This window comes from Seonamhaeicola algicola, assembly GCF_007997385.1.
GTDB lineage: Bacteria > Bacteroidota > Bacteroidia > Flavobacteriales > Flavobacteriaceae > Seonamhaeicola > Seonamhaeicola algicola.
The window spans coordinates 449724-470706 of record NZ_VOSC01000012.1 but is presented as its reverse complement, the minus strand read 5'-3'; the positions used below and the strand labels follow the sequence as shown (position 1 = coordinate 470706).

The following is a 20983-nucleotide window of genomic DNA, read 5'->3' as shown; positions in this document are numbered from 1 at the left end:
GTTTAAATATTTTTAGGTTTTAGGAAATGTTACTTTAAACGTAGTTCCTTTATTTTTTTTAGTAGTAAAAGTTATAGAGCCATTATAGTTTTCTACTATATTTTTTACCATGGCCAACCCAAGACCCATACCACTAGTTTTGGTGGTAAATTTGGGTTCAAATACTTTATCTATGTTTTCTCCGGCAATACCAGTGCCGTTGTCTTCAATTGTTAAAACAATATTATTTTGATTTGTAGAAACATTTATTGCAATTTTTGGTGTTCTGCCTTCAGGAATGGCTTGTATGCCATTTTTAACCAAATTTGTAACTACACGTATAAGCTGTGTTCTGTCAAATTTAGCAATAATTTCTTCGGAATTTGATGAAAAAGTAATGTAACCTTCATTAAAAATATCTAGGGCTAACTTTATAATTTTAACTACGTTAAGTGTTTCATTTTGTTGCGCAGGCATTTTGGCAAAGTTTGAAAATGCCGATGCTATTGAGCTCATGGTATCTATTTGCTGAATGAGTGTTTTGCTAAATTCATCAACTTTTAAATGAATGGTTTCATCTTCTGGATCAAACTTGCGTTGAAAATTTTGCACCGTTAAACGCATAGGTGTTAATGGGTTTTTAATTTCATGCGCCACTTGTTTTGCCATTTCTCTCCAGGCTTGTTCACGCTCACTTTTGGCTAATTGTACAGCACTTTCTTCAAGTTCATCAATCATACTATTGTATGAGTTTACTAATATTGAAATTTCATCACTTGTATCATCAATTTCAATTTTTTTGTTGCGTTTTTCTAAACGTGTTGATATAATTTTATCACTAATAGCTTTTAATGATTTTGTTATAAATTTTGAAAGTAAAAACGCAATAGCAATAGCTGTTAAAAATATAACTACAAAGGCAAATGCTAAACGCTTTAAAAACTCTTCTAGCTCTTTATTTAAAAAATCGTCGTTTTCTAAATATGGCAGGTTTAAAATAGCAATGGGTTTAGATTGGTTGTCGGTTAAAAAGGTGTAAGATGATTGAAATGTTTCTCCGTTTTCATTGTGTTTATTAACATACCTGTGTTCTGCTATTTGAGACTCGTTGTTTATTTGTACGGTGTTAAAAATGGCATTTAATATTTCGGCATCTATACACGTTGTTTCTGCATCTTGTAGTAAACCTGCTTTTGATGAGAGGAGTAAGTTCCCCTCTAAATCGTATAAATTTATTTGTAGTTTGTGAATATCGGCTACGTTATAAATTTCGTATTTGTAGATGTAAGGTATATTTTCAGTTTTAATTTCCCAGGTGTTTTGACGACCGTTTAAAACACGTTTTAAATGGGTTTGTATGTTTTTTTCTTTACGCTCTAAACGCCCTTTATGATAGTCTTCACTTTGCTCTTTATATTGATAAATTGCTACTGCCGATATTAGTACAGATGCTAATAGCACTAACAGTATCATTGCCAAAAATATACGGGTGCGTAATGATAGTTTTTTGAAGTTCATTTTAGTTTTTGATGTTGCATAAATATAGCAATTATCGCACCAAACAGGCTAAAACTTATTTAAAAAAAGGAACTCAGCATATTGTTTGTGTTAGGGATTGAGCTATTTGTTTGAAATCCTTTTTACTTTAAAAAAAAGGAAAAAGATTGAGTAGCGAAAGCCCGACCCAATAGGGTAACACCCCAATTTTTAAGCTTCGGGATTTTTTTGCCGTATGCGTTTGTATATTTTAAAACCTAGCATTATTAAAATGCCTAAAATTAACATGCCTACTATGCCCCAAACCCAATTTATGCTGCTTTTTAAAATAACTAGAAATATGACGGCAAAGAGTATAAATGTGGCGCCCTCATTCCAGATGCGCATATAACTTGATGTTTTTTTTACGATATCATTTTGTAATTGTTTATAGTAAGCATGTGTAAAACCATGATATATAAACAGCAGCATTACAAAGGCTAATTTAACATGCATCCAGGGTTGTTGTAACCATGCCGGATTTATTATAAGCAGCCATACTGCAAAAATGGTACATAGTATTGCCGATGGCCACGTTATTATGTACCAAAGCCTTTTGGCCATTAGTTTTAATTGTTTGCCTAATATTTCTTTTTCGGGCGATGGTTTGTGGTATGCTTCTATTTGATATACAAATAGCCTTGGTATGTAAAACAAGCCAGCAAACCATGTTATTACAAATATAAGATGAAAGGATTTTATGTAGTTGTAATAATCCATTAACATTAATTTTTATACCAATTTGTTATCCATTTAGATAGTAAATTAACAAAAGCATCATTGTCATTTAAACAGGGAATGGTTGTAAATTGATTGCCTCCTACTTCATGAAAAATTTCTTCGCCTTCCATGGCTATTTCTTCAAGTGTTTCTAAACAATCGCTCACAAATGCTGGCGTTACAATGGCCATATTTTTTATGCCTTGTTTTCCTAAACGCTCAATAGTTCTATCTGTATATGGTTGCAACCAAGGATCGAACCCTAAACGCGATTGAAACGATGTTGAATACATGCCGTTTTTTAACTGTAATTTTTCGGCTACCAAACGGGTTACTTCTAAGCATTGGTGGCGGTAACAAAACTCATGGGCTTTACTTGGTGTTGCACAACAACTACCATCTATTTTACAATGTGATTTTGTTATATCACTTTTTCGTATGTGGCGCTCTGGCACACCATGATATGAAAACAGCAAATGTTCATATGGCTTATTTTTTAAGTGATTGCTTATTGAGTTTGCTAACACTTCAATATAATCTGTTTTGTTATAAAATGCAGGAACCGATTCTATTTTTAAATTTGGAAAATGCATATCTCTAAGCGCCTCGGCCTTTACTAAAATAGTTTCAGTTGTAGCCATGGCAAATTGCGGATATAATGGGAATAACAAAACCTCATCAACGCCTTTATCAACTAGCTCTTGTAAGCCTTTTTCAATAGTCATGCTGCCGTAGCGCATAGCTAAGGCTACAGGTACATCAACTTGCTTTTGAATTTTATTTTGAAGTCTTTCAGAAATTACAATGAGTGGCGAACCTTCATCCCACCAAATTTTTTTGTAAGCTGCAGCCGATGCTTTTGGGCGTGTTTTTAAAATTATGCCTCTTACAAGAAGCGCTCTAGCAACATAGGGAATATCAATAACGCGCTCATCCATTAAAAATTCACCTAAATATTTTTTTACATCTTTAGGTTCAGGGCTATCTGGTGAGCCTAAGTTTACAAGTAAAACACCTTTTTTCATGTTGTAAAAATACAACACAAATTATAAAAATGCACTTTGTATTATAAATTTAAACTATGATTTATTTCTGTTTATTATGGTAATAAACGCTGGGTCTATTTTCACTGTAATCACAATCTTGAAAAATACCACAAGATGTGCTTTGTCTAGCTAATGATTTTGTTTGCGTACTTTTGTTATGATATTTGTATAACGCTTCAATTTCAGGTGATAAAAACTTCATAATACTTGGGGTTTTGTATTTAAATTTATTGCAAATTAACTTCAATTTAAAAAAATATTAAAGCTAACACTAAAATAGCTTACAAATTGTAACTTTTTAACGTTTAAATACATGCTACTATAAAGCAGAATTTAAAAAACCGATTAAAGTTTTAATTGCAATGAACCAACAAAAACACTAAATATCAAGCAAATAACATATAATTTATTACACTTTTTATGATAAAGACATAATGTATTTTTTGGGTGTAGTGCCGTATTTCTTTTTAAAAGCAGCAATAAAATGGCTTGAAGTACTATACCCTACTTTTAACCCAACTTCGTTTACGTTGTTTTCACCAGATTCTAAGAGTTTTCTAGCAAATTCCATTTTATAATCAAATAGAAAACTAAAAACAGAATCGCCATAAATTTGCTTAAAACCTTCTTTAAGTTTTTTAATATTCAAGCCTATTTCATCGGCCAATTCTTGTAAACTTGGTGGCTCTGCCATACGAGATACTATAATATCTTTTGCCTTTCTAATTTTTACAACATTGGCTTCATCAATTAAAAATGGGCACTGCTCAATATTAGCATCTTCACTTCTATTAAAATATAAACTTAAAAGTTCATAAGCTTTACCTTTAAAATAAATATGCTTAATAGAGCTGTTTAAACTGTAGTTAATTAGTTGGTTTAAAACTATGGCCATTGATGGTGAAATTACACCATCTTTATAGTACTTTTTATCTCTATTTTCTTCATTTAAAAATGAAATATAATCGGCCTCTTGAGAAAACAAGCCGTGAAATTTTTTTATTGATATAAGTATTGAAACTATCCATGAATTTGGTTCAACCTGCAAGTCTATAGGTAATTCGCGTTGCGGATTGTAAAGTAATAATGAGTTTTCTTCATGAATATCTAAAACATATCTACCCTGATTAAAAACAAACTTAGTAGCACCCTTAATGCAAAAGTGAAACTGTATGTAACTGCTATCTATTTCTTTTGCAACATTTTGCATGGCGTTGGTTTCATTTTTATAGGTTAAAACCAAAACTCCATCATCTACACATGTTTCATTAAAAGTACCTGCAGCGATATTTTTTTCATCTATTTGATTATTCATAACACAATATTATTTAGATCCATTCTACATTAAACGCTTTTAAACCTGCCATTTTACCTCAAAAATATGACATTTATCATATTTTGCCTCAAAATAGCTTTAAAAAACTTATAACGATACTAAAAGTTCTTTGAGCGTTATTTTTTTTTGAGCGATGCTTTTATTTTTGCTCCCCACAGTTAGGTAATAAAATGCAAAAGTATAACATATCAAAAAGTAAAAACTTTTATGCCATTGGTTTAAGTTACAAAAAAGCCGATGCCGTTATACGTGGTCATTTTAGTTTAAGTGACGATTCTAGGCTTAATTTACTACAACAAGCTAAAGATAATCAAATTGAAAGTTTGGTAGTAACATCAACCTGTAACCGTACCGAAATTTATGGTTTTGCCGAACACCCTTTTCAGCTCATAAAACTACTTTGTGATAATACTGAAGGCACTGTTGATGAATTTCAAAAAGTAGCATACGTATATAAAAATAAAGAAGCCATAAGCCATATGTTTAGGGTAGGCTCTGGTTTAGATAGCCAAATTTTAGGTGATTTTGAAATTATAAGTCAGTTAAAATCTAGCGCCATTTTATCAAAAAATAATGCACTTTTAAATCCGTTTTTAGAGCGTTTGGTAAACGCTGTAATACAAGCAAGCAAACGCATTAAAACTGAAACTGAAATTTCATCGGGCGCTACATCAGTATCGTTTGCATCAGTTCAATATATTTTAAAAAATATTGAAAACGTTTCAACTAAAAACATACTTCTTTTTGGTACGGGTAAAATTGGCCGAAACACTTGCGAAAACTTAGTTAAGCACACCAAAAATGAGCATATAACACTAATTAACAGAACTAAAGATAAAGCCGAAAAAATTGCTGGAAAGTTCAATTTAATTGTTAAAGATTATGCTAATTTACAGGAAGAAATATCAAATTCTGATATTTTAATTGTTGCTACAGGAGCTCACAGGCCAACTATTGATAAGCATATTATTCAGTCTGAAAAACCATTACTTATTTTAGATTTATCTATTCCGAAAAACGTAAACGAAAACGTAAACGATTTAGACAATGTTACATTGGTACATTTAGATTACTTATCACAAATGACCGATGAAACCTTAGAAAAACGTAAAGCACACATACCGCATGCCGAAGCCATAATTAGCCAAGTTAATACAGAGTTTAACAGTTGGTTAGAAACGCGCAAGTTTGCACCTACAATAAAAGCGTTAAAATTAAAATTAGCAGATTTTGCAACTGCTGAACTTGATACCCAACGCAAAAAATTATCAGACTTTAACGAAGAACAAGCCGCTTTAATTAGCAAAAATATTATTCAAAAAATAACCAATCATTTTGCGCATCATTTAAAAGACGATAGCAACGCAACCGATGATAGTTTAGAGCTTATTAAAAAAGTGTTTCAGCTAGAAGAACAATCTCAAAATGTTTAAAACCATAAAAATTGGCACACGCGATAGCGAATTAGCGTTATGGCAAGCCAAAACCGTACAACAACAACTTGAAAATTTAGGGTATAAAACAACATTAGTTCCAGTAAAATCTACCGGAGATATAGTACTAGACAAACCACTTTATGAGCTTGGTATTACAGGTATTTTTACTAAAACCTTAGACATTGCCTTAATAAATAACGATATTGATATTGCTGTACATTCATTAAAAGATGTACCAACAATTTTACCAAAAAGCATTACGCAAGTTGCTGTTTTAAAACGCGGTAACGTTAATGACACACTTGTTTTTAAAAACAATGAAGAATTTTTAAGCGCTCCAACAGCCACCATTGCTACAGGTAGTTTACGCAGGCGTGCACAATGGTTAAACCGCTACCCAACACACACAGTGGTAGATTTAAGAGGCAATGTAAATTCACGTTTAGAAAAATTAAAAAACAACAACTGGAACGGCGCCATTTTTGCCGCCGCTGGTATTGGCAGAATAGGTTTAAGACCCACAGAATCTATTAATTTAGATTGGATGATTCCTGCACCTGCACAAGGCGCTATAATGATTGCTGCTTTAAAAGAAAACACTTTTGCCATTGAAGCTTGCCAACAATTAAACCACGAAGAAACTGAAATTTGTACCACTATTGAACGCGAATTTTTAAATAAACTTGAAGGCGGTTGTACGGCTCCTATAGGCGCTTTGGCAAGAATTAAAGATGACGAAGTAAACTTTAAAGGCATACTTTTAAGTAAAGACGGAAGCAAAAAAATTGAAGTAAAGCGTGTTGAAAAACTTGGCAATCATGATAAAATTGCAACCTACGCATCAAGTTACATTATTGAGCGCGGTGGCAAACGTTTAATGGATGATATTAAAAACGAAGGCAAGAAAACCAACGTATATTCCACAAAAACATTAACCGAAGATCAACGCTTATTACTAAATGATAAAATAAAAGTAGAAAGTTCAGATTTTATAAAAACCAACCCCAACCGCATACCAAAGCACGTAGTAAAAAACAGCATAGACAACGTAATTATTACCAGTAAAAATGCCGTTGATGCATTATTAACCAATTTTTCAAAAGAAGAATTACAGTTTAAAAACATATACTGTGTTGGTCGCCGTACAAAACGTTTAATTGAAAATAAAATTGGAACCGTAAAGCACATTGAAAAAAACGCCAAAGCTTTGGCTAATTATTTAGTGGAATATATTGAAGGCACCGAAGTTACATACTTTTGCAGTAATTTAAGGTTAGATGATTTACCAACAATTCTAGAAAACAATCACATAAAAGTAAATGAAGTTGAAGCATATCAAACCAAATTTGATGCAACACAACTTGATGATACCGTAGAAGGTGTTATGTTTTACAGCCCTTCAACAGTACAAAGTTTCAAACAAAAAAACAGCAACAACGTAATAGCATTTTGTATTGGTGAAACCACGGCAAAAGAAGCAAAAAAACATTTTACAGATATTAGAATAGCTAAAGTACCAACCGTTGAAAGCGTTATTGAATTAGTGAATGAACATTATACATAAGTGTTTCTTGTTATTAGTTGTTGGTTACTTGTTAACAAACAACCATTAACAAACAACCAACAACAATATGATAAAAAACGATTTATTTTTAAGAGCATTAAAAGGAGAAACCGTAGAACGTCCACCAGTATGGATGATGCGTCAAGCAGGTCGTTACCTTCCTGAATTTATGGAAATTAAAGCCAAATACGATTTCTTTACACGTTGCCAAACGCCAGAATTAGCAAGCGAAATTACCGTACAACCTATTCGCCGTTACGGTATGGATGCAGCTATTTTGTTTAGCGATATTTTGGTAATTCCGCAAGCCATGAATATTGAGGTACAAATGAAACCTAATTTTGGTCCCTATTTACCAAATCCAATACGTACACAACAAGATGTAGACAATGTAATTGTACCAGACGTTACAGAAGCATTAGACTACGTATACCAAGCCATAAAAGCAACCAAAGAAAAACTTAATGACGAAATTCCGTTAATAGGTTTTGCAGGTTCACCATGGACAATTTTATGCTACTGCGTACAAGGACAAGGCAGCAAAAACTTTGACAAAGCCAAAAAATTCTGTTTTACAAATCCAGTTGCAGCACACCAAATGCTTCAAAAAATAACCGATACAACCATTGCTTACTTAAAAGAAAAAGTAAAAGCAGGTTGTAACGCTGTGCAAGTGTTTGATTCTTGGGGCGGAATGTTAGCTCCAGATGATTATCAAGAATTTTCATGGCAATACATTCAACAAATCATAGATGCCTTAAAAGACGATGCTCCTGTAATTGCATTTGGTAAAGGTTGCTGGTTTGCGTTAGACGTTATGGCAAAATCTGGCGCATCTGCTTTAGGTGTAGATTGGACTTGCTCTCCAAGAAACGCACGTTATTTAACTGGCAATAACATTACTTTACAAGGTAATTTTGACCCAACACGATTATATTCTTCACCAGAAAAAATTAAAACTATGGTGACCGATATGATTAACCAATTTGGTAAAGATAAATACATCGTTAATTTAGGTCATGGTATTTTACCAGACATACCTTTAGAAAACGCACAAGCATTTATAGATGCTGTAAAAAACTATAAAGCTTAAAATTTTTAGGGCGTTACCTACTTTTTTAGTAACAATTAGTCATAAATTTCAACTAATAGACGTAAAAAAGTAGGTCGCGCTTTCACTACTCGCTCTCTGCGAGGAGCTCAAACAGACCGTTCAATCGCTAACGCAAACAAAGAACGCATGGTAAAAAATATTATATCAGGGATAAAAGCTTATTTTGGAGCTTTCGGTTTAATTTCAAAACTAAAACTCTGGAAATATTTTGCTGTTCCTATGTTAATAAGCTTCATAACATTTATACTTATTTTTGGTTTGGCTTATAATTTATCTGATAATATTGGGCAATTTATAGCCAAAATCTGGATTTGGAATTGGGGCCATGAAACCTTCACAACCATAAGTTCATTTATTGGCGGACTCATTGTTTTAGTTATAGGCTTAATACTTTTTAAACACATTATCATGGCGCTCTCTGCCCCATTTATGAGTCCTGTTTCAGAAAAAATTGAAGCACACATAACTGGCAAAACAGTACATTACCACCGTAACACTACGTTTAGCGAACAGTTATGGCGAGGTATACGCGTTAATGTTAGAAATTTAGGCATGGAACTCTTGTATACAATACCACTTTTACTTTTAAAATTAATTCCAGTTGTTAATATATTTTCAACTTTTTTACTCTTTTTATTGCAAGCTTATTATGCTGGTTTTGGTAATATGGATTACACACTAGAGCGCCACTTTAAATATCAAGAAAGTATTAAGTTTGTGCGTAAAAACCGTGGTTTAGCTATTGGCAACGGTATAGTATTTTTATTGTGTTTATTGATTCCTGTTGTTGGTGTTATTTTAGTGTTACCACTATCAGTTACAGCAGCCTCTACCAAAACTATTCAAGCATTAAATAACAACAAACCAGAACATGTTGTTTAATTTTGATGCTTTTGAAATACACGCTATAAATATCAAAGATGCTTGGTCTATATGTAATTTTGCTGTTGCAAACGAAGATAGATTAAAACGCTTTTTTCCTATAACCCTTCAGCAAAATTTAACCCCAGAACTTTCTGAAATCTTTGTAAATAAAAAGGAAAAAGAACATGCCACTAAGTCTGAATTTTTATTCACTTTAAAACCCACTAATTCCAAAAAAATAATAGGCCTCATTTATTTAAAAGAACTTAACTGGCAAACAAAACAAGGTGAATTCGCCTATGCCATAGATTATAATTTTGAAGGCAAAGGTATCATTTCAAAATCGGTTAATTATTTATCGCAATATGCTTTTAATGAACTTGGTATTAAAACCCTTCAAATTATAGTACACAAAACCAATTTAAGTAGTGTTAAAGTAGCAAAAAACTGTAACTTTATATGGGTTAAAACTTTAGAAAATGCATACACGCCTCCTGGTGAAAACCCTCTAAACATGGAGCTTTATCAATTACAAAAGTTATAACCTACATGAATATTATTGAAAAATACGATAAACCATTTCAATACGGCGCACTGGCATTAAACCTTGTTATGGCCTACCAGTTTTTTATGCTTTGGTACCAGCCTACACCAAATGATATTGAAAAAATAAGCTCATATATTACACTCATGCTTTTTGAGTTTGTGCTGGTACACTCTGGTATTTTTATGGCTGTAATGCCAAAAAAATTATCATTATTTATATTCGTGCCTTTTTATGGTATTTTTGCACTAGCTTTTAATAGTTTTTCAAAAGACAATACTATTTTAATTCTCTATTGCTTTGTAATTTTAAACCGTATGCGTTTTGCTTTTTCAAACGTACCATTACAAATTAAAGCCAGAGTTATTTTTAATGCCATATCATCAATGGGCATTTATTTTGTATTGATTTTTGTGGTGTTAATACTGCAATCATCTATACCTTTTTTAGGTTTAACACCTGCTTTTTTAAATGAAACCAACTTTTTAAAAAATATTGATGCTACTGGCGAGTTTATTGAAAAACCACACGTTACCATGTGTTTTGGCTTTTTATATTACATAGGGCTTTCGTTGGTTGAAGTTTATTTTTTAAGAAAAAAACCACCCGAAAAAACCATTAAAAAATTCGAAACATTAAAAAATATTAAGTCTTATAAAGTTTTTAAAAACAAAGAACGTATTAGATAATGAAAGATAAATTTTACAAATACATACAAAATTTACAAAACACAATTACTGCTGGTTTAGAAGCTATTGACGGTAACGCCAAATTTGAAGAAGATATTTGGGTAAGACCCGAAGGTGGCGGCGGTCGTACACGCGTCATCCAAAACGGAAATGTGTTTGAAAAAGGCGGTGTAAATATTTCTGGTGTACACGGTAAATTACCAGATAGTATGCAAAAATATTTTGGCGTAGAAGATGCCGATTTTTTTGCATGCGGTTTAAGTCTTGTAATTCATCCAAAAAACCCAATGGTACCAACTGTACACGCAAATTGGCGTTACTTCGAAATGTATGATAAAACAGGAAATATAGTTGACCAATGGTTTGGTGGCGGACAAGATTTAACGCCTTATTACTTGTTTGAAGAAGACGCAAAACATTTTCACCAAACATGTAAAACCGCTTGCGATAAACACAATACAGCATTTTACCCAAAATACAAAGCCCGTTGCGATGAATATTTTCACAACACACATCGTAACGAAGCACGAGGTATTGGCGGATTATTTTTTGACTACTGCAAAGCAACAGATGAGATGAGTATGGAAAACTGGTACGATTTTGTAACCGAAGTTGGCAATAGTTTCCTTGAAGCTTATCTTCCTATTGTAGAAAAACGCAAAGAATTACCATACACAAAAGCACAACGCAATTGGCAAGAAATACGTCGTGGTCGTTATGTCGAATTCAATTTAGTACATGATAAAGGGACTTTGTTTGGCTTAAAAACAAACGGACGTATAGAAAGTATTTTAATGAGTTTACCACCACATGTACAATGGGTTTACAACCATAAACCGGAAGACGGTAGTGAAGAAGCAAAATTAATTGAAGTATTAAAAAAACCTATAGAATGGGTGTAGAGTTTTTGTAAGCAACATTTAACTTTACACTTTTAACTTTTTAACTTAAAAGCATGTATCCTTTAAGAAGAAACAGAAGATTAAGAACTAACGAAGCCATAAGAAGCTTGGTTAGAGAAACCATTATAACTCCAAACGATTTTTTAGTACCACTTTTTGTAGTTGAAGGCAAAGGTGTTAAAGACGAAATTGCGTCTATGCCAAACTACTATCGTTATAGCTTAGATTTACTAGAAAACGAAGTAAAAGAACTGTGGAAGTTAGGCTTAAAATCGGTATTACTATTTGTAAAAGTGCCCGATAATTTAAAAGACAACAAAGGTGCTGAAGCTTTAAACCCAAACGGATTAATGCAACGCGCCATTAAAACCGTAAAAAATGCTTGCCCCGATATGTTGGTAATGACTGATGTGGCTTTAGATCCATACTCGGCATACGGACATGACGGTATTATTGAAAACGGACAAATAGTAAACGATGAAACTGCCGAATTTCTTGCAGAAATGAGTATTTCACACGCCAAAGCTGGTGCCGATTTTGTAGCACCTAGTGATATGATGGACGGACGCATTCTTACCATTCGCGAAGCCTTAGAAGATGAAGGATTTATTAATACAGGTATTATGAGCTATTCTGCTAAATATGCATCTGCCTTTTATGGGCCATTTCGTGATGCTTTAGACTCTGCTCCTGTAGATATGGTTGATATTCCGAAGGATAAAAAAACCTATCAAATGGATTTTGGTAACCGCTTTGAAGCCATTCGTGAAACCGAAATGGATATTGATGAAGGTGCCGATATTGTTATGGTTAAACCAGGTTTATCGTATTTAGATATTCTGCGTGAAATAAAAAATGAAGTTGATGTTCCTGTGGCTGTATACCAAGTTTCTGGCGAATACGCCATGATTAAAGCTGCTGCCGAAAAGGGTTGGCTTAACCACAACCAAGTAATGCTAGAAACCACCATGGCTTTTAAACGCGCCGGTGCCAATATTATAGCCAGTTATTTTGCAAAAGATGTAGTAAAACTAATTAGTTAATAAAAAATTTAAAGCACTATAAAATTTTTTAAGGTTATAAATTTGATTTTGTAAATTAGCCACAAACAAATCAAATTCATGGCCTTACTTATTTTTTACGGCGTTATATCCATTTTCTTTTCCTTTTTATGTTCTATTTTAGAAGCTGTTTTACTAAGCGTAACCCCAACATTTGTTAATGTTAAAAAGAAAGAAGGTAAAGCCTATGCCTTAGAGTTAGAAGCCTTAAAAAAAGATGTAGACCGCCCGTTAATTGCAATATTAACACTAAACACTATTGCACACACTGTTGGGGCAATTTTGGTTGGTGTACAAGCCAAAGTAGCTTATGTTGAAATGTACGGAAGCCAAACAACATCTATTTTTGGTATAGAATTTACTGAAGAATTAATGGTTGGTGTTGTGTCTTCAATAATGACAATTTTAATTTTAGTTGCTTCTGAAATTATTCCAAAAACCATTGGAGCTACCTACTGGAAAGGGCTTTCTAACTTTACAGCAAAAGCTTTAAAAATCTTAATATTCCCATTAAAATGGACAGGCATTTTATGGTTATTACAACTTACAACCAAATTAATTGGCGGTAAAGGGCACCATGGCAGTGTTTTAAGTAGAGAAGATTTTCATGCCATGGCAGATATGGCTCATGAAGAAGGTGTTTTTCAAGAATCTGAAAGTAAAGTAATTAAAAACCTTTTAACATTTAAAGAGGTTAAAGCTAAAGATGTAATGACACCTAGAACGGTAATGAAAACCGAAAGTGAAACTACCACTGTTGAAGAATTTTTCAACAGAAATTTAAATTTAAGATTTTCTAGAATACCCGTATATATTGATAATGAAGATAACATTAAAGGCCTTGTTTTAAAAGATGAAGTTTTTAAAGAAATGGCTCTTAATAATGGCGAAAAAAAATTAGCCGAAATTAAACGAGATATTATTATTGTAGACCGTGATATGCCCATACCTAAACTGTTTGAAAACCTTGTTGAAACCAGAAACCACATGGCATTGGTTGTTGATGAATACGGTACAGTAAGCGGCTTAGTTACAATGGAAGATGTAATTGAAACCTTATTAGGACTTGAAATTATGGACGAAAGTGATAATGTTTCAGATTTACAAGTACAAGCCCGAAAAAACTGGGAAGCCAGAGCTAAAAAACTAGGCATTTTAAAAGACGAAGAATAAAACATAATGGAAAGTTGTATCATCAAATCGCCTTTGGGTTTTACCAAAATTATTGGCAATATTGATGGTATTTCATCAGTTACTGTTTTAAATTCTGAAGAAACTATTACAGATGTAATTCCTGAAACCCTTGAAGATTGTGCTACACAATTAAACGAGTATTTTAACGGTAATCGTAAAAATTTTAGTTTAAAACTAAACCCCGAAGGCACACCGTTTCAAAAAAACGTTTGGCTTGCTTTACAAAATATTCCTTATGGTAAAACCGTTTCATATTTAGAGTTATCTAAACAATTAGGCGATGTTAAAGCTATAAGAGCCGTTGCTAATGCCAATGGAAAAAACCCAATTTGGATAATTGTACCTTGCCACAGAGTTATTGGTTCTAACGGCAATTTAACAGGATATGCTGGCGGATTACACAGAAAGCAATGGCTTTTAAATCATGAAAATCCGTTTAAACAACAAACACTATTTTAAATGTATCAAAAACTAGTAAAAATATTAAGACGTTTTTTTACCGATGCACAAATTTACAAGTATGGCTTTAATTGGTCATCAATGTATAAACGTACTACCGGAAAAATTATTCGGGTTTCTGATGATTTAAGACGTGTAACCGTAAAAATACCTATTAGCTATAAAAACCGCAACTACGTAGGTTCCATTTTTGGTGGTAGTTTGTTTTCTACCACAGATCCTATTTTCATGATTCAACTTATAAATATTTTAGGCGATGATTATGTAGTTTGGGATAAAGATGCCACCATAAAATATAAAAGACCCGCAAGAGAAGATGTTTATGCTAAATTTTTAATTTCTGAAAGTGAAATAACTCAAATAATTAAAGATGTAGCCATAAATAACGAAACAGACTTTGTAAAAAAACTAAATATTGTTACTGAAAACGGTGTAATTATTGCCGAACTTACCAAAACGCTTTACATAGCAAACAAAAGCTACTACAAAGCCAAACGCAAACAAAAAGCGCAAAAAAAATAGCCTATTATTATGCGTGCATAATTTTTTAGTATATTTAGTTATTCCTAAAACTATTAACTAAAATGAGATTTATAAAAAAACTAATTAAATGGTTTCTTGTTTTTTTAGGCTTGGTAATTATTGTGCTTTATGCTACTGATACAGATTACCTAATAAAAGCCGTTAGAACTATCTATTTAACAGGACATTCAACAGCTTATTTAGAAGACTATAAAAAATTTGATAACCAACCCATAGCCATTGGTACACCACAACCGTGGCCAAATCATAAAAACTACAACACGGTTAAAGAAACAAGCACACTAAACAATATAAACAAAGCAAACGGTACCATTGCCTATGTTATCATTAAAAATGATAGTATTTGGTTTGAAAACTATTATGACGGTTTTAACGAAAACTCAAAGTCTAACTCATTTTCTATGGCCAAAAGCTACGTTTCAGGACTTTTAGGTAAAGCTATACAAGATGGTTACATAAAAAATTTAAATCAGCCTGTTAGTGATTTTTTACCTACGTTTAACCAAGGTTTAGCTGCAAAAATGACGGTAGGTCATTTATCAAGTATGGCATCAGGCACCACCTGGGATGAGCAATATTACTCACCGCTTTCAATTGTAACACGTGCCTATTTTGATGACGATTTAGAAAAAGTAATGCTAGGCCTTAAAATGGAAAAAGAACCTGGTAAAAGTTTTAAATATTCTAGTGGCGATACGCAAATGCTAGCCATGGTTATTGAAAAAGCTACAGGTAAAAAACTGTATAATTATTTAACTGAAAGCTTTTGGAAACCACTAAACTGCGAAAACCAAGCCCTTTGGCAAGTAGATAGTGAAAACCATGATTTAGTAAAAGCCTATTGCTGCATTGCCAGTAATGCCAAAGATTTTGCACGTTTTGGCAAACTTTATAAAGATCATGGCAAATGGAATGGCAAACAGGTTTTAGACTCTGCTTTTGTAGCAAAATCATTAAAACCCGTTTACCCAAATGGTAATGTTTACGGTTACGGTTGGTGGTTACAAACCATAGGAAACAAACACTTTTTTATGATGCGTGGGCATTTGGGCCAATACGTTATTGTAGAACCTAATGATAATGTTATTATTGTAAGACTTGGCCACTCAAAAGGCGTAAATAATGTTGTAGGACATTTCACTTCAGATATAAATACGTATATTGAAGAAGCTTACAAAATGCTTGGTGAATGATTAGCAAAATTAACCTTGAAAACATACTTTTTTTAGATATTGAAACCGTTCCTGAACAACCCCATTTTTCAGATTTAGATGAAGAAAAACAAGCGCTTTGGGAACAAAAATCAAAATATCAAAGAAAAGACGAGTTTACACCCGAAGAATTTTACGAACGTGCTGGTATTTGGGCTGAGTTTGGTAAAATTGTTTGTATTTCAGTTGGGTATTTCAAAATGCAAGGCGACATCAGAAAATTTAGAGTAACTTCATTTTTTGGTGATGAACCCAAAATACTTCAAAATTTTAAAAATTTAATTACAACACATTTTAGCCAAAATAAGCATTTACTTTGTGCTCATAACGGTAAAGAGTTTGACTTTCCGTACATTGCACGCCGCATGATTATTAATAATATTGAACTACCGTATAAACTCAATTTGTTTGGTAAAAAACCTTGGGAAGTTCCGCATTTAGATACTTTAGAACTCTGGAAATTTGGCGATTATAAAACCTACACATCATTAAAATTATTAACCAATGTTTTAGGTATTCCTTCACCAAAAGACGATATTGATGGCAGCGAAGTTAGAGGTGTTTACTACGAAGAAAAAAATATTGATAGAATTATTACCTATTGTGAAAAAGACACGATAGCAGTTGCTCAAATTTTCTTAAAATTTCAAGGTGCTAATATATTAACCGATGATGAAATTATTCATATTTAAAATTGCAAGTTAGCAACATCATTTTATGAAAAAAACACCTATTTTATCAATTAAAAACCTATCTATTTCCTTTGGAAAAAATGATGTAATTCATAACATATCATATAATCTATATGAAAATGAAATTTTAGGTATAGTTGGAGAATCTGGTTCGGGTAAATCGGTATCATCATTAGCTATTTTAGGCTTGTTACCCAAAGTCATTTCAAAAATAACATCGGGTAACATTTTTTATAATGAAACTGAAATAACAACACTTTCAAACAAAGCTTTTCAAAATATAAGAGGCAAAAAAATAGCTATGATTTTTCAAGAACCTATGAGTTCTTTAAACCCAACAATGACCTGCGGAAAACAAGTTGAAGAAATTTTGTTTCAGCATACTACATTATCAAAATCTGAAATTAAAACCGAAGTTATTTCGCTTTTTGAAAAAGTAAAGTTACCAACACCTCAACGCGTGTTTTCATCATACCCGCATGAAATATCTGGCGGACAAAAACAACGTGTTATGATTGCTATGGCCATTGCCTGCAAACCTGATATTTTAATAGCCGATGAGCCTACAACAGCACTTGATGTTACGGTACAAAAAGATATAATAAAACTGCTAAAAAGCCTTCAAAAAGAAACAAAAATGAGCGTTATATTTATAACGCATGATTTGGCTTTAATTTCTGAAATTGCCAATAGGGTTTTGGTAATGTATAAAGGCAATATTGTTGAAGAAGGCAATGTTACAAGCATTTTTAATAACCCGCAACACAATTATACTAAGGCACTTATAAACGCGCGCCCTTCATTACATACTCGGTTAAAAATATTACCAACTATTCAAGATTATTTGAGTAATACTATTGTAAAAACTGAAATTACAACCGAACAACGTAAACTTCAACATAAAAAATTATACAACAAACCGCCACTTTTAGAGGTTATTAATGTAGAAAAAACATACATGTCAAAATCTGGATGGTTTTCAAAACCTACAACATTTAAAGCGGTAAACAATGTTAGTTTTAAACTGTATGAAGGAGAAACTTTAGGGTTGGTTGGCGAGTCTGGTTGCGGAAAATCTACTTTAGGCAATGCTATTTTACAATTAGACAAAGCTACTGCTGGCCAAATAATTTATAAAGGAACAGATATTACAAAGCTCTCTAAAAGTGCTATAAAAAAGCTGCGAAAAGATATTCAAATAATATTTCAAGATCCTTATTCATCATTAAACCCAAGAATACCAGTTGGTGAAGCTATTTTAGAACCTATGAAGGTTCATAAACTTTACAATTCTAATAAAGAGCGTAAAGAGAAAGTTATTGAAATTTTAAATAACGTTGGGTTAAATGAAACACATTATAACCGTTATCCGCATGAGTTTTCAGGTGGGCAAAGGCAGCGTATTGGTATTGCGCGCACAATTGCTTTACAACCCAAACTTATAGTTTGCGATGAGTCTGTATCTGCTCTAGATATATCAGTACAAGCACAAGTTTTAAATTTGTTAAATAACTTAAAAGAAACCTTTGGCTTTACTTATATTTTTATTTCGCATGATTTAGCAGTTGTAAAATATATGAGCGATCAACTTTTGGTAATGAATAAAGGTGAAATTGAAGAACTTGATGATGCTGATGTAATTTATAACAATCCGCAAACAAATTACACTAAAAAATTAATTCATGCTATACCCAAAGGGTTATAGCATGAATATTTTTTTTGTTAAGTAAAACAAACTTTTAAAAAACCTCAAATTATCTTGAAGCGTTTCCTTTATTTTACTTTCGTGAAATGAAGACGACTCTATAGAAGCCGCCTCTGCCGTTGGCAGTTCAGGTAGATTTGGTTCCATATTTTTGTAGGTTAAGTTCATGATAGATTTAGGAACAAATTCAAATATTTATAATGGTTGATTTGGTTTTGCTAATATCAAACTTTTTTTCAAAATCATAGCCAAAAAACATATTTTTTCGATGAAATACACAAATACTATTCTTTTTGTAAGCTAAAAGCTATTTTAAAGTGTAATACATGTAACATAAAGTAAGTATTTAAATAGTTATCTTTGAGTAATTGAAAAATATATAATTACTAAAACCACCAACTAAACATATTAAACTAAGCCTATGAAAAAACTTTGGCAACCCTCTAAGTTATTTAAAGAGCATAGTCATTTACAAACCTACTGTAACTGGTTAAAGGACCATAAAAATTTAACATTTGACAGTTATGAGCAATTATGGCAATGGTCTATTTCAAACACCGAAGCTTTTTGGGAAAGCCTGTGGTATTATTTCAAAATAACATCGCATACGCCTTATAAAAAAGTATTATCTGGTTATAATATGCCAAATTGCAAATGGTTTGAAGGCGCTACTTTAAACTATAGTGAGCATATTTTTAAACAAATACAACCCAACAAAACAGCAATATTTTTTAAAAATGAATTAGGCAAACAAACTAAAATTACATGGGCACAATTAAAAGAAAAAGTAGCCGCCATGGCAAGCTATTTAAAAACCTTAGGCGTTAAAAAAAACGATTGTGTTGTAGCATTTTTACCTAATGTGCCCGAAGCCACCATAGCTTTTTTAGCCACAAATGCTTTAGGTGCTGTATGGTCTAGCACTTCACCAGATTTTGGTACTGAAAGTGTTGTAAACAGGTTTTCTCAAATTAAACCTAAAGTACTTATTGCTACTGATGGTTATACTTACAACAGCAAACCTTTTGATAAAACCAACACTGTAAAAGCAATTATTGCAGCATTACCAACACTTAAAAAGGTAATTATTCAGCCTTATTTAAATGAAAATGCTTTAAATTATTTTGATGAAAATTGTGAAAACATAAACACCATACTTAACAAAAAGGGTGAAGAATTAACCTTTACTCCCGTAGATTTTAATCACCCAATGTGGGTACTATACTCATCGGGCACTACAGGTTTACCAAAAGCCATTGTACACTCTCACGGAGGTATTTTACTTGAGCATTATAAATACATGGCTTTTCATAACAATGTACATGAAAACGAACGCTTTTTTTGGTTTACAACTACTGGTTGGATGATGTGGAATTTTTTACAATCGGCATTACTTATGGGTGCATCAATTGTATTATACGACGGCTCTCCAACATACCCTAATTTTGATGCGCTTTGGACGTTTACAGACAATTTACAGATAAACCATTTTGGTACCAGTGCACCTTATTTGGTTGCCAACATGAAAAAAGAATTGACTCCTAAAAAAACACATAAATTAAATACCTTAAAATCTATTAGCTCAACGGGAGCACCATTACCTACAGAAGCTTTTCATTACGTATATAACAACATTAAACATGATGTTTGGTTATGCTCAATGGCTGGTGGCACCGATGTTTGTACAGCATTTGTTGGTGGCACACCTTTTTATGCTGTACATGCCGGAGAAATTCAATGTAGGGCCTTAGGTGTTTCATTATTTGCTTTAGATGATTTAGGTAAACCTATTGAAGATAATTTAGGAGAAATGGTAATAGACAAGCCTATGCCGTCAATGCCTATTTACTTTTGGAATGATAAAGATAACAGCAGATATAAAGCCAGTTATTTTGAAGATTACCCAGGCAAATGGAGACATGGCGATTTTATAAAAATTAATTCGGAAACCAATGGGTTAATTATTTACGGGCGCTCTGATGCTACATTAAACAGGCACGGAATTAGAATTGGCACTAGCGAAATTTACAGCGCCGTTAACAAAATAAACGCTATAGAAGATGCCTTAATTATTAATCTTGAATTAGAAGGTGGTAAACACTACATGCCATTATTTGTAAAGTTAAAACAAGGTTTTAAATTAAATGATTCCGTTAAAAAAGATATTTGCAATCAGTTAAAAAACGATTATTCGCCCCGTCATGTACCCGATGAAATTATTGAAGTAGCAGATATTCCATACACCATTAGTGGCAAAAAAATGGAAGCGCCTATTAAAAAAATTCTATTAAAAATGCCCGTAGAAAAATCAATAAACATTGATGCTATGCGCAACCCTGAATGTGTAGATTTTTATATTGATTTTGCTAAAAATATATAAAAAAAGCG

The 20983-nt window shown here is 32.6% G+C and carries 21 protein-coding genes; 15 read left to right on the top strand and 6 right to left on the bottom strand.

Annotated features, from left to right (window positions below):
- Positions 1–12: 12 nt before the first annotated feature.
- From FUA26_RS04540 to FUA26_RS04525, 5 genes are all read right to left on the bottom strand, one after another.
- Positions 13–1497, bottom strand: coding sequence for a sensor histidine kinase (locus FUA26_RS04540; protein WP_147132158.1), 1485 nt, complete (start codon positions 1495–1497; stop codon positions 13–15).
- A 189-nt stretch (positions 1498–1686) separates the two neighbouring features.
- Positions 1687–2235, bottom strand: coding sequence for a CopD family protein (locus FUA26_RS04535; RefSeq protein WP_147132154.1), 549 nt, complete (start codon positions 2233–2235; stop codon positions 1687–1689).
- A 5-nt stretch (positions 2236–2240) separates the two neighbouring features.
- Positions 2241–3260 carry a ferrochelatase gene (gene hemH, locus FUA26_RS04530; RefSeq protein ID WP_147132151.1) on the bottom strand — a complete coding sequence of 340 codons (1020 nt, stop codon included), beginning with the start codon at positions 3258–3260 and terminating at the stop codon, positions 2241–2243.
- 61 nt (positions 3261–3321) lie between these two features.
- On the bottom strand, positions 3322–3483 hold the full coding sequence (locus tag FUA26_RS15645) for a hypothetical protein (protein WP_186826851.1): 162 nt from the start codon (positions 3481–3483) through the stop codon (positions 3322–3324).
- A gap of 216 nt (positions 3484–3699) precedes the next feature.
- Entirely contained in the window at positions 3700–4596 is an 897-nt protein-coding gene (locus tag FUA26_RS04525; protein WP_147132148.1) for a helix-turn-helix transcriptional regulator, read from the bottom strand.
- Positions 4597–4787: 191 nt separating this feature from the next.
- Here FUA26_RS04525 and hemA point away from each other — a divergent pair, with 191 nt between their 5' ends.
- The 14 genes from hemA to FUA26_RS04455 all read left to right on the top strand — a co-directional run bounded on the left by hemA (position 4788) and on the right by FUA26_RS04455 (position 18595).
- Positions 4788–6050 carry a glutamyl-tRNA reductase gene (gene hemA / locus FUA26_RS04520; RefSeq protein ID WP_147132146.1) on the top strand — a complete coding sequence of 421 codons (1263 nt, stop codon included), beginning with the start codon at positions 4788–4790 and terminating at the stop codon, positions 6048–6050.
- Positions 6043–7617 (top strand): hydroxymethylbilane synthase, encoded by a 1575-nt coding sequence (hemC, locus tag FUA26_RS04515; protein ID WP_147132143.1) that lies wholly within the window; start codon positions 6043–6045, stop codon positions 7615–7617. Before hemA ends, hemC begins: the two co-directional genes overlap by 8 nt.
- 67 nt (positions 7618–7684) lie before the next feature.
- The gene (gene hemE, locus FUA26_RS04510) at positions 7685–8710 is read left to right on the top strand and encodes a uroporphyrinogen decarboxylase (protein ID WP_147132140.1); all 1026 of its coding nucleotides are present in this window, start codon (positions 7685–7687) and stop codon (positions 8708–8710) included.
- Positions 8711–8857: 147 nt separating this feature from the next.
- Positions 8858–9613, top strand: coding sequence for an EI24 domain-containing protein (locus FUA26_RS04505; protein ID WP_147132137.1), 756 nt, complete (start codon positions 8858–8860; stop codon positions 9611–9613).
- Complete coding sequence (locus FUA26_RS04500) at positions 9603–10139, top strand: GNAT family N-acetyltransferase (RefSeq protein WP_147132133.1); 537 nt, start codon at positions 9603–9605, stop codon at positions 10137–10139. The genes FUA26_RS04505 and FUA26_RS04500 overlap by 11 nt, the downstream gene beginning before the upstream one ends.
- A 5-nt stretch (positions 10140–10144) precedes the next feature.
- Complete coding sequence (locus FUA26_RS04495; protein ID WP_147132131.1) at positions 10145–10828, top strand: hypothetical protein; 684 nt, start codon at positions 10145–10147, stop codon at positions 10826–10828.
- On the top strand, positions 10828–11730 hold the full coding sequence (hemF, locus tag FUA26_RS04490; protein ID WP_147132128.1) for an oxygen-dependent coproporphyrinogen oxidase: 903 nt from the start codon (positions 10828–10830) through the stop codon (positions 11728–11730). The genes FUA26_RS04495 and hemF overlap by 1 nt, the downstream gene beginning before the upstream one ends.
- Positions 11731–11783: 53 nt before the next feature.
- The gene (hemB, locus tag FUA26_RS04485) at positions 11784–12773 is read left to right on the top strand and encodes a porphobilinogen synthase (RefSeq protein ID WP_147132125.1); all 990 of its coding nucleotides are present in this window, start codon (positions 11784–11786) and stop codon (positions 12771–12773) included.
- 78 nt (positions 12774–12851) lie between these two features.
- Positions 12852–13964, top strand: a complete 1113-nt coding sequence (locus FUA26_RS04480) for a CNNM domain-containing protein (protein ID WP_147132122.1) — start codon at positions 12852–12854, stop codon at positions 13962–13964.
- 6 nt (positions 13965–13970) lie between these two features.
- Complete coding sequence (locus tag FUA26_RS04475; RefSeq protein WP_147132119.1) at positions 13971–14444, top strand: methylated-DNA--[protein]-cysteine S-methyltransferase; 474 nt, start codon at positions 13971–13973, stop codon at positions 14442–14444.
- The gene (locus FUA26_RS04470; protein ID WP_147132117.1) at positions 14445–14966 is read left to right on the top strand and encodes a DUF4442 domain-containing protein; all 522 of its coding nucleotides are present in this window, start codon (positions 14445–14447) and stop codon (positions 14964–14966) included.
- A 62-nt stretch (positions 14967–15028) separates the two neighbouring features.
- A complete protein-coding gene (locus FUA26_RS04465; RefSeq protein ID WP_147132114.1) occupies positions 15029–16180 on the top strand; it encodes a serine hydrolase domain-containing protein in 1152 nt (383 codons plus the stop codon).
- Positions 16177–16890 (top strand): 3'-5' exonuclease, encoded by a 714-nt coding sequence (locus FUA26_RS04460; protein ID WP_147132111.1) that lies wholly within the window; start codon positions 16177–16179, stop codon positions 16888–16890. Before FUA26_RS04465 ends, FUA26_RS04460 begins: the two co-directional genes overlap by 4 nt.
- Before the next feature lie 25 nt (positions 16891–16915).
- On the top strand, positions 16916–18595 hold the full coding sequence (locus FUA26_RS04455; RefSeq protein WP_147132108.1) for an ABC transporter ATP-binding protein: 1680 nt from the start codon (positions 16916–16918) through the stop codon (positions 18593–18595).
- Here FUA26_RS04455 and FUA26_RS15640 read toward each other — a convergent pair.
- Positions 18590–18742 (bottom strand): hypothetical protein, encoded by a 153-nt coding sequence (locus FUA26_RS15640; RefSeq protein WP_186826862.1) that lies wholly within the window; start codon positions 18740–18742, stop codon positions 18590–18592. The two genes, FUA26_RS04455 and FUA26_RS15640, sit on opposite strands and share 6 nt — an antisense overlap.
- A gap of 274 nt (positions 18743–19016) precedes the next feature.
- On the opposite strand from FUA26_RS15640, the gene FUA26_RS04450 reads away from it, so the two are divergent.
- Positions 19017–20975: an acetoacetate--CoA ligase gene (locus FUA26_RS04450; protein WP_147132105.1), complete on the top strand. Its 1959-nt coding sequence runs from the start codon at positions 19017–19019 to the stop codon at positions 20973–20975.
- Positions 20976–20983 lie beyond the last annotated feature (8 nt).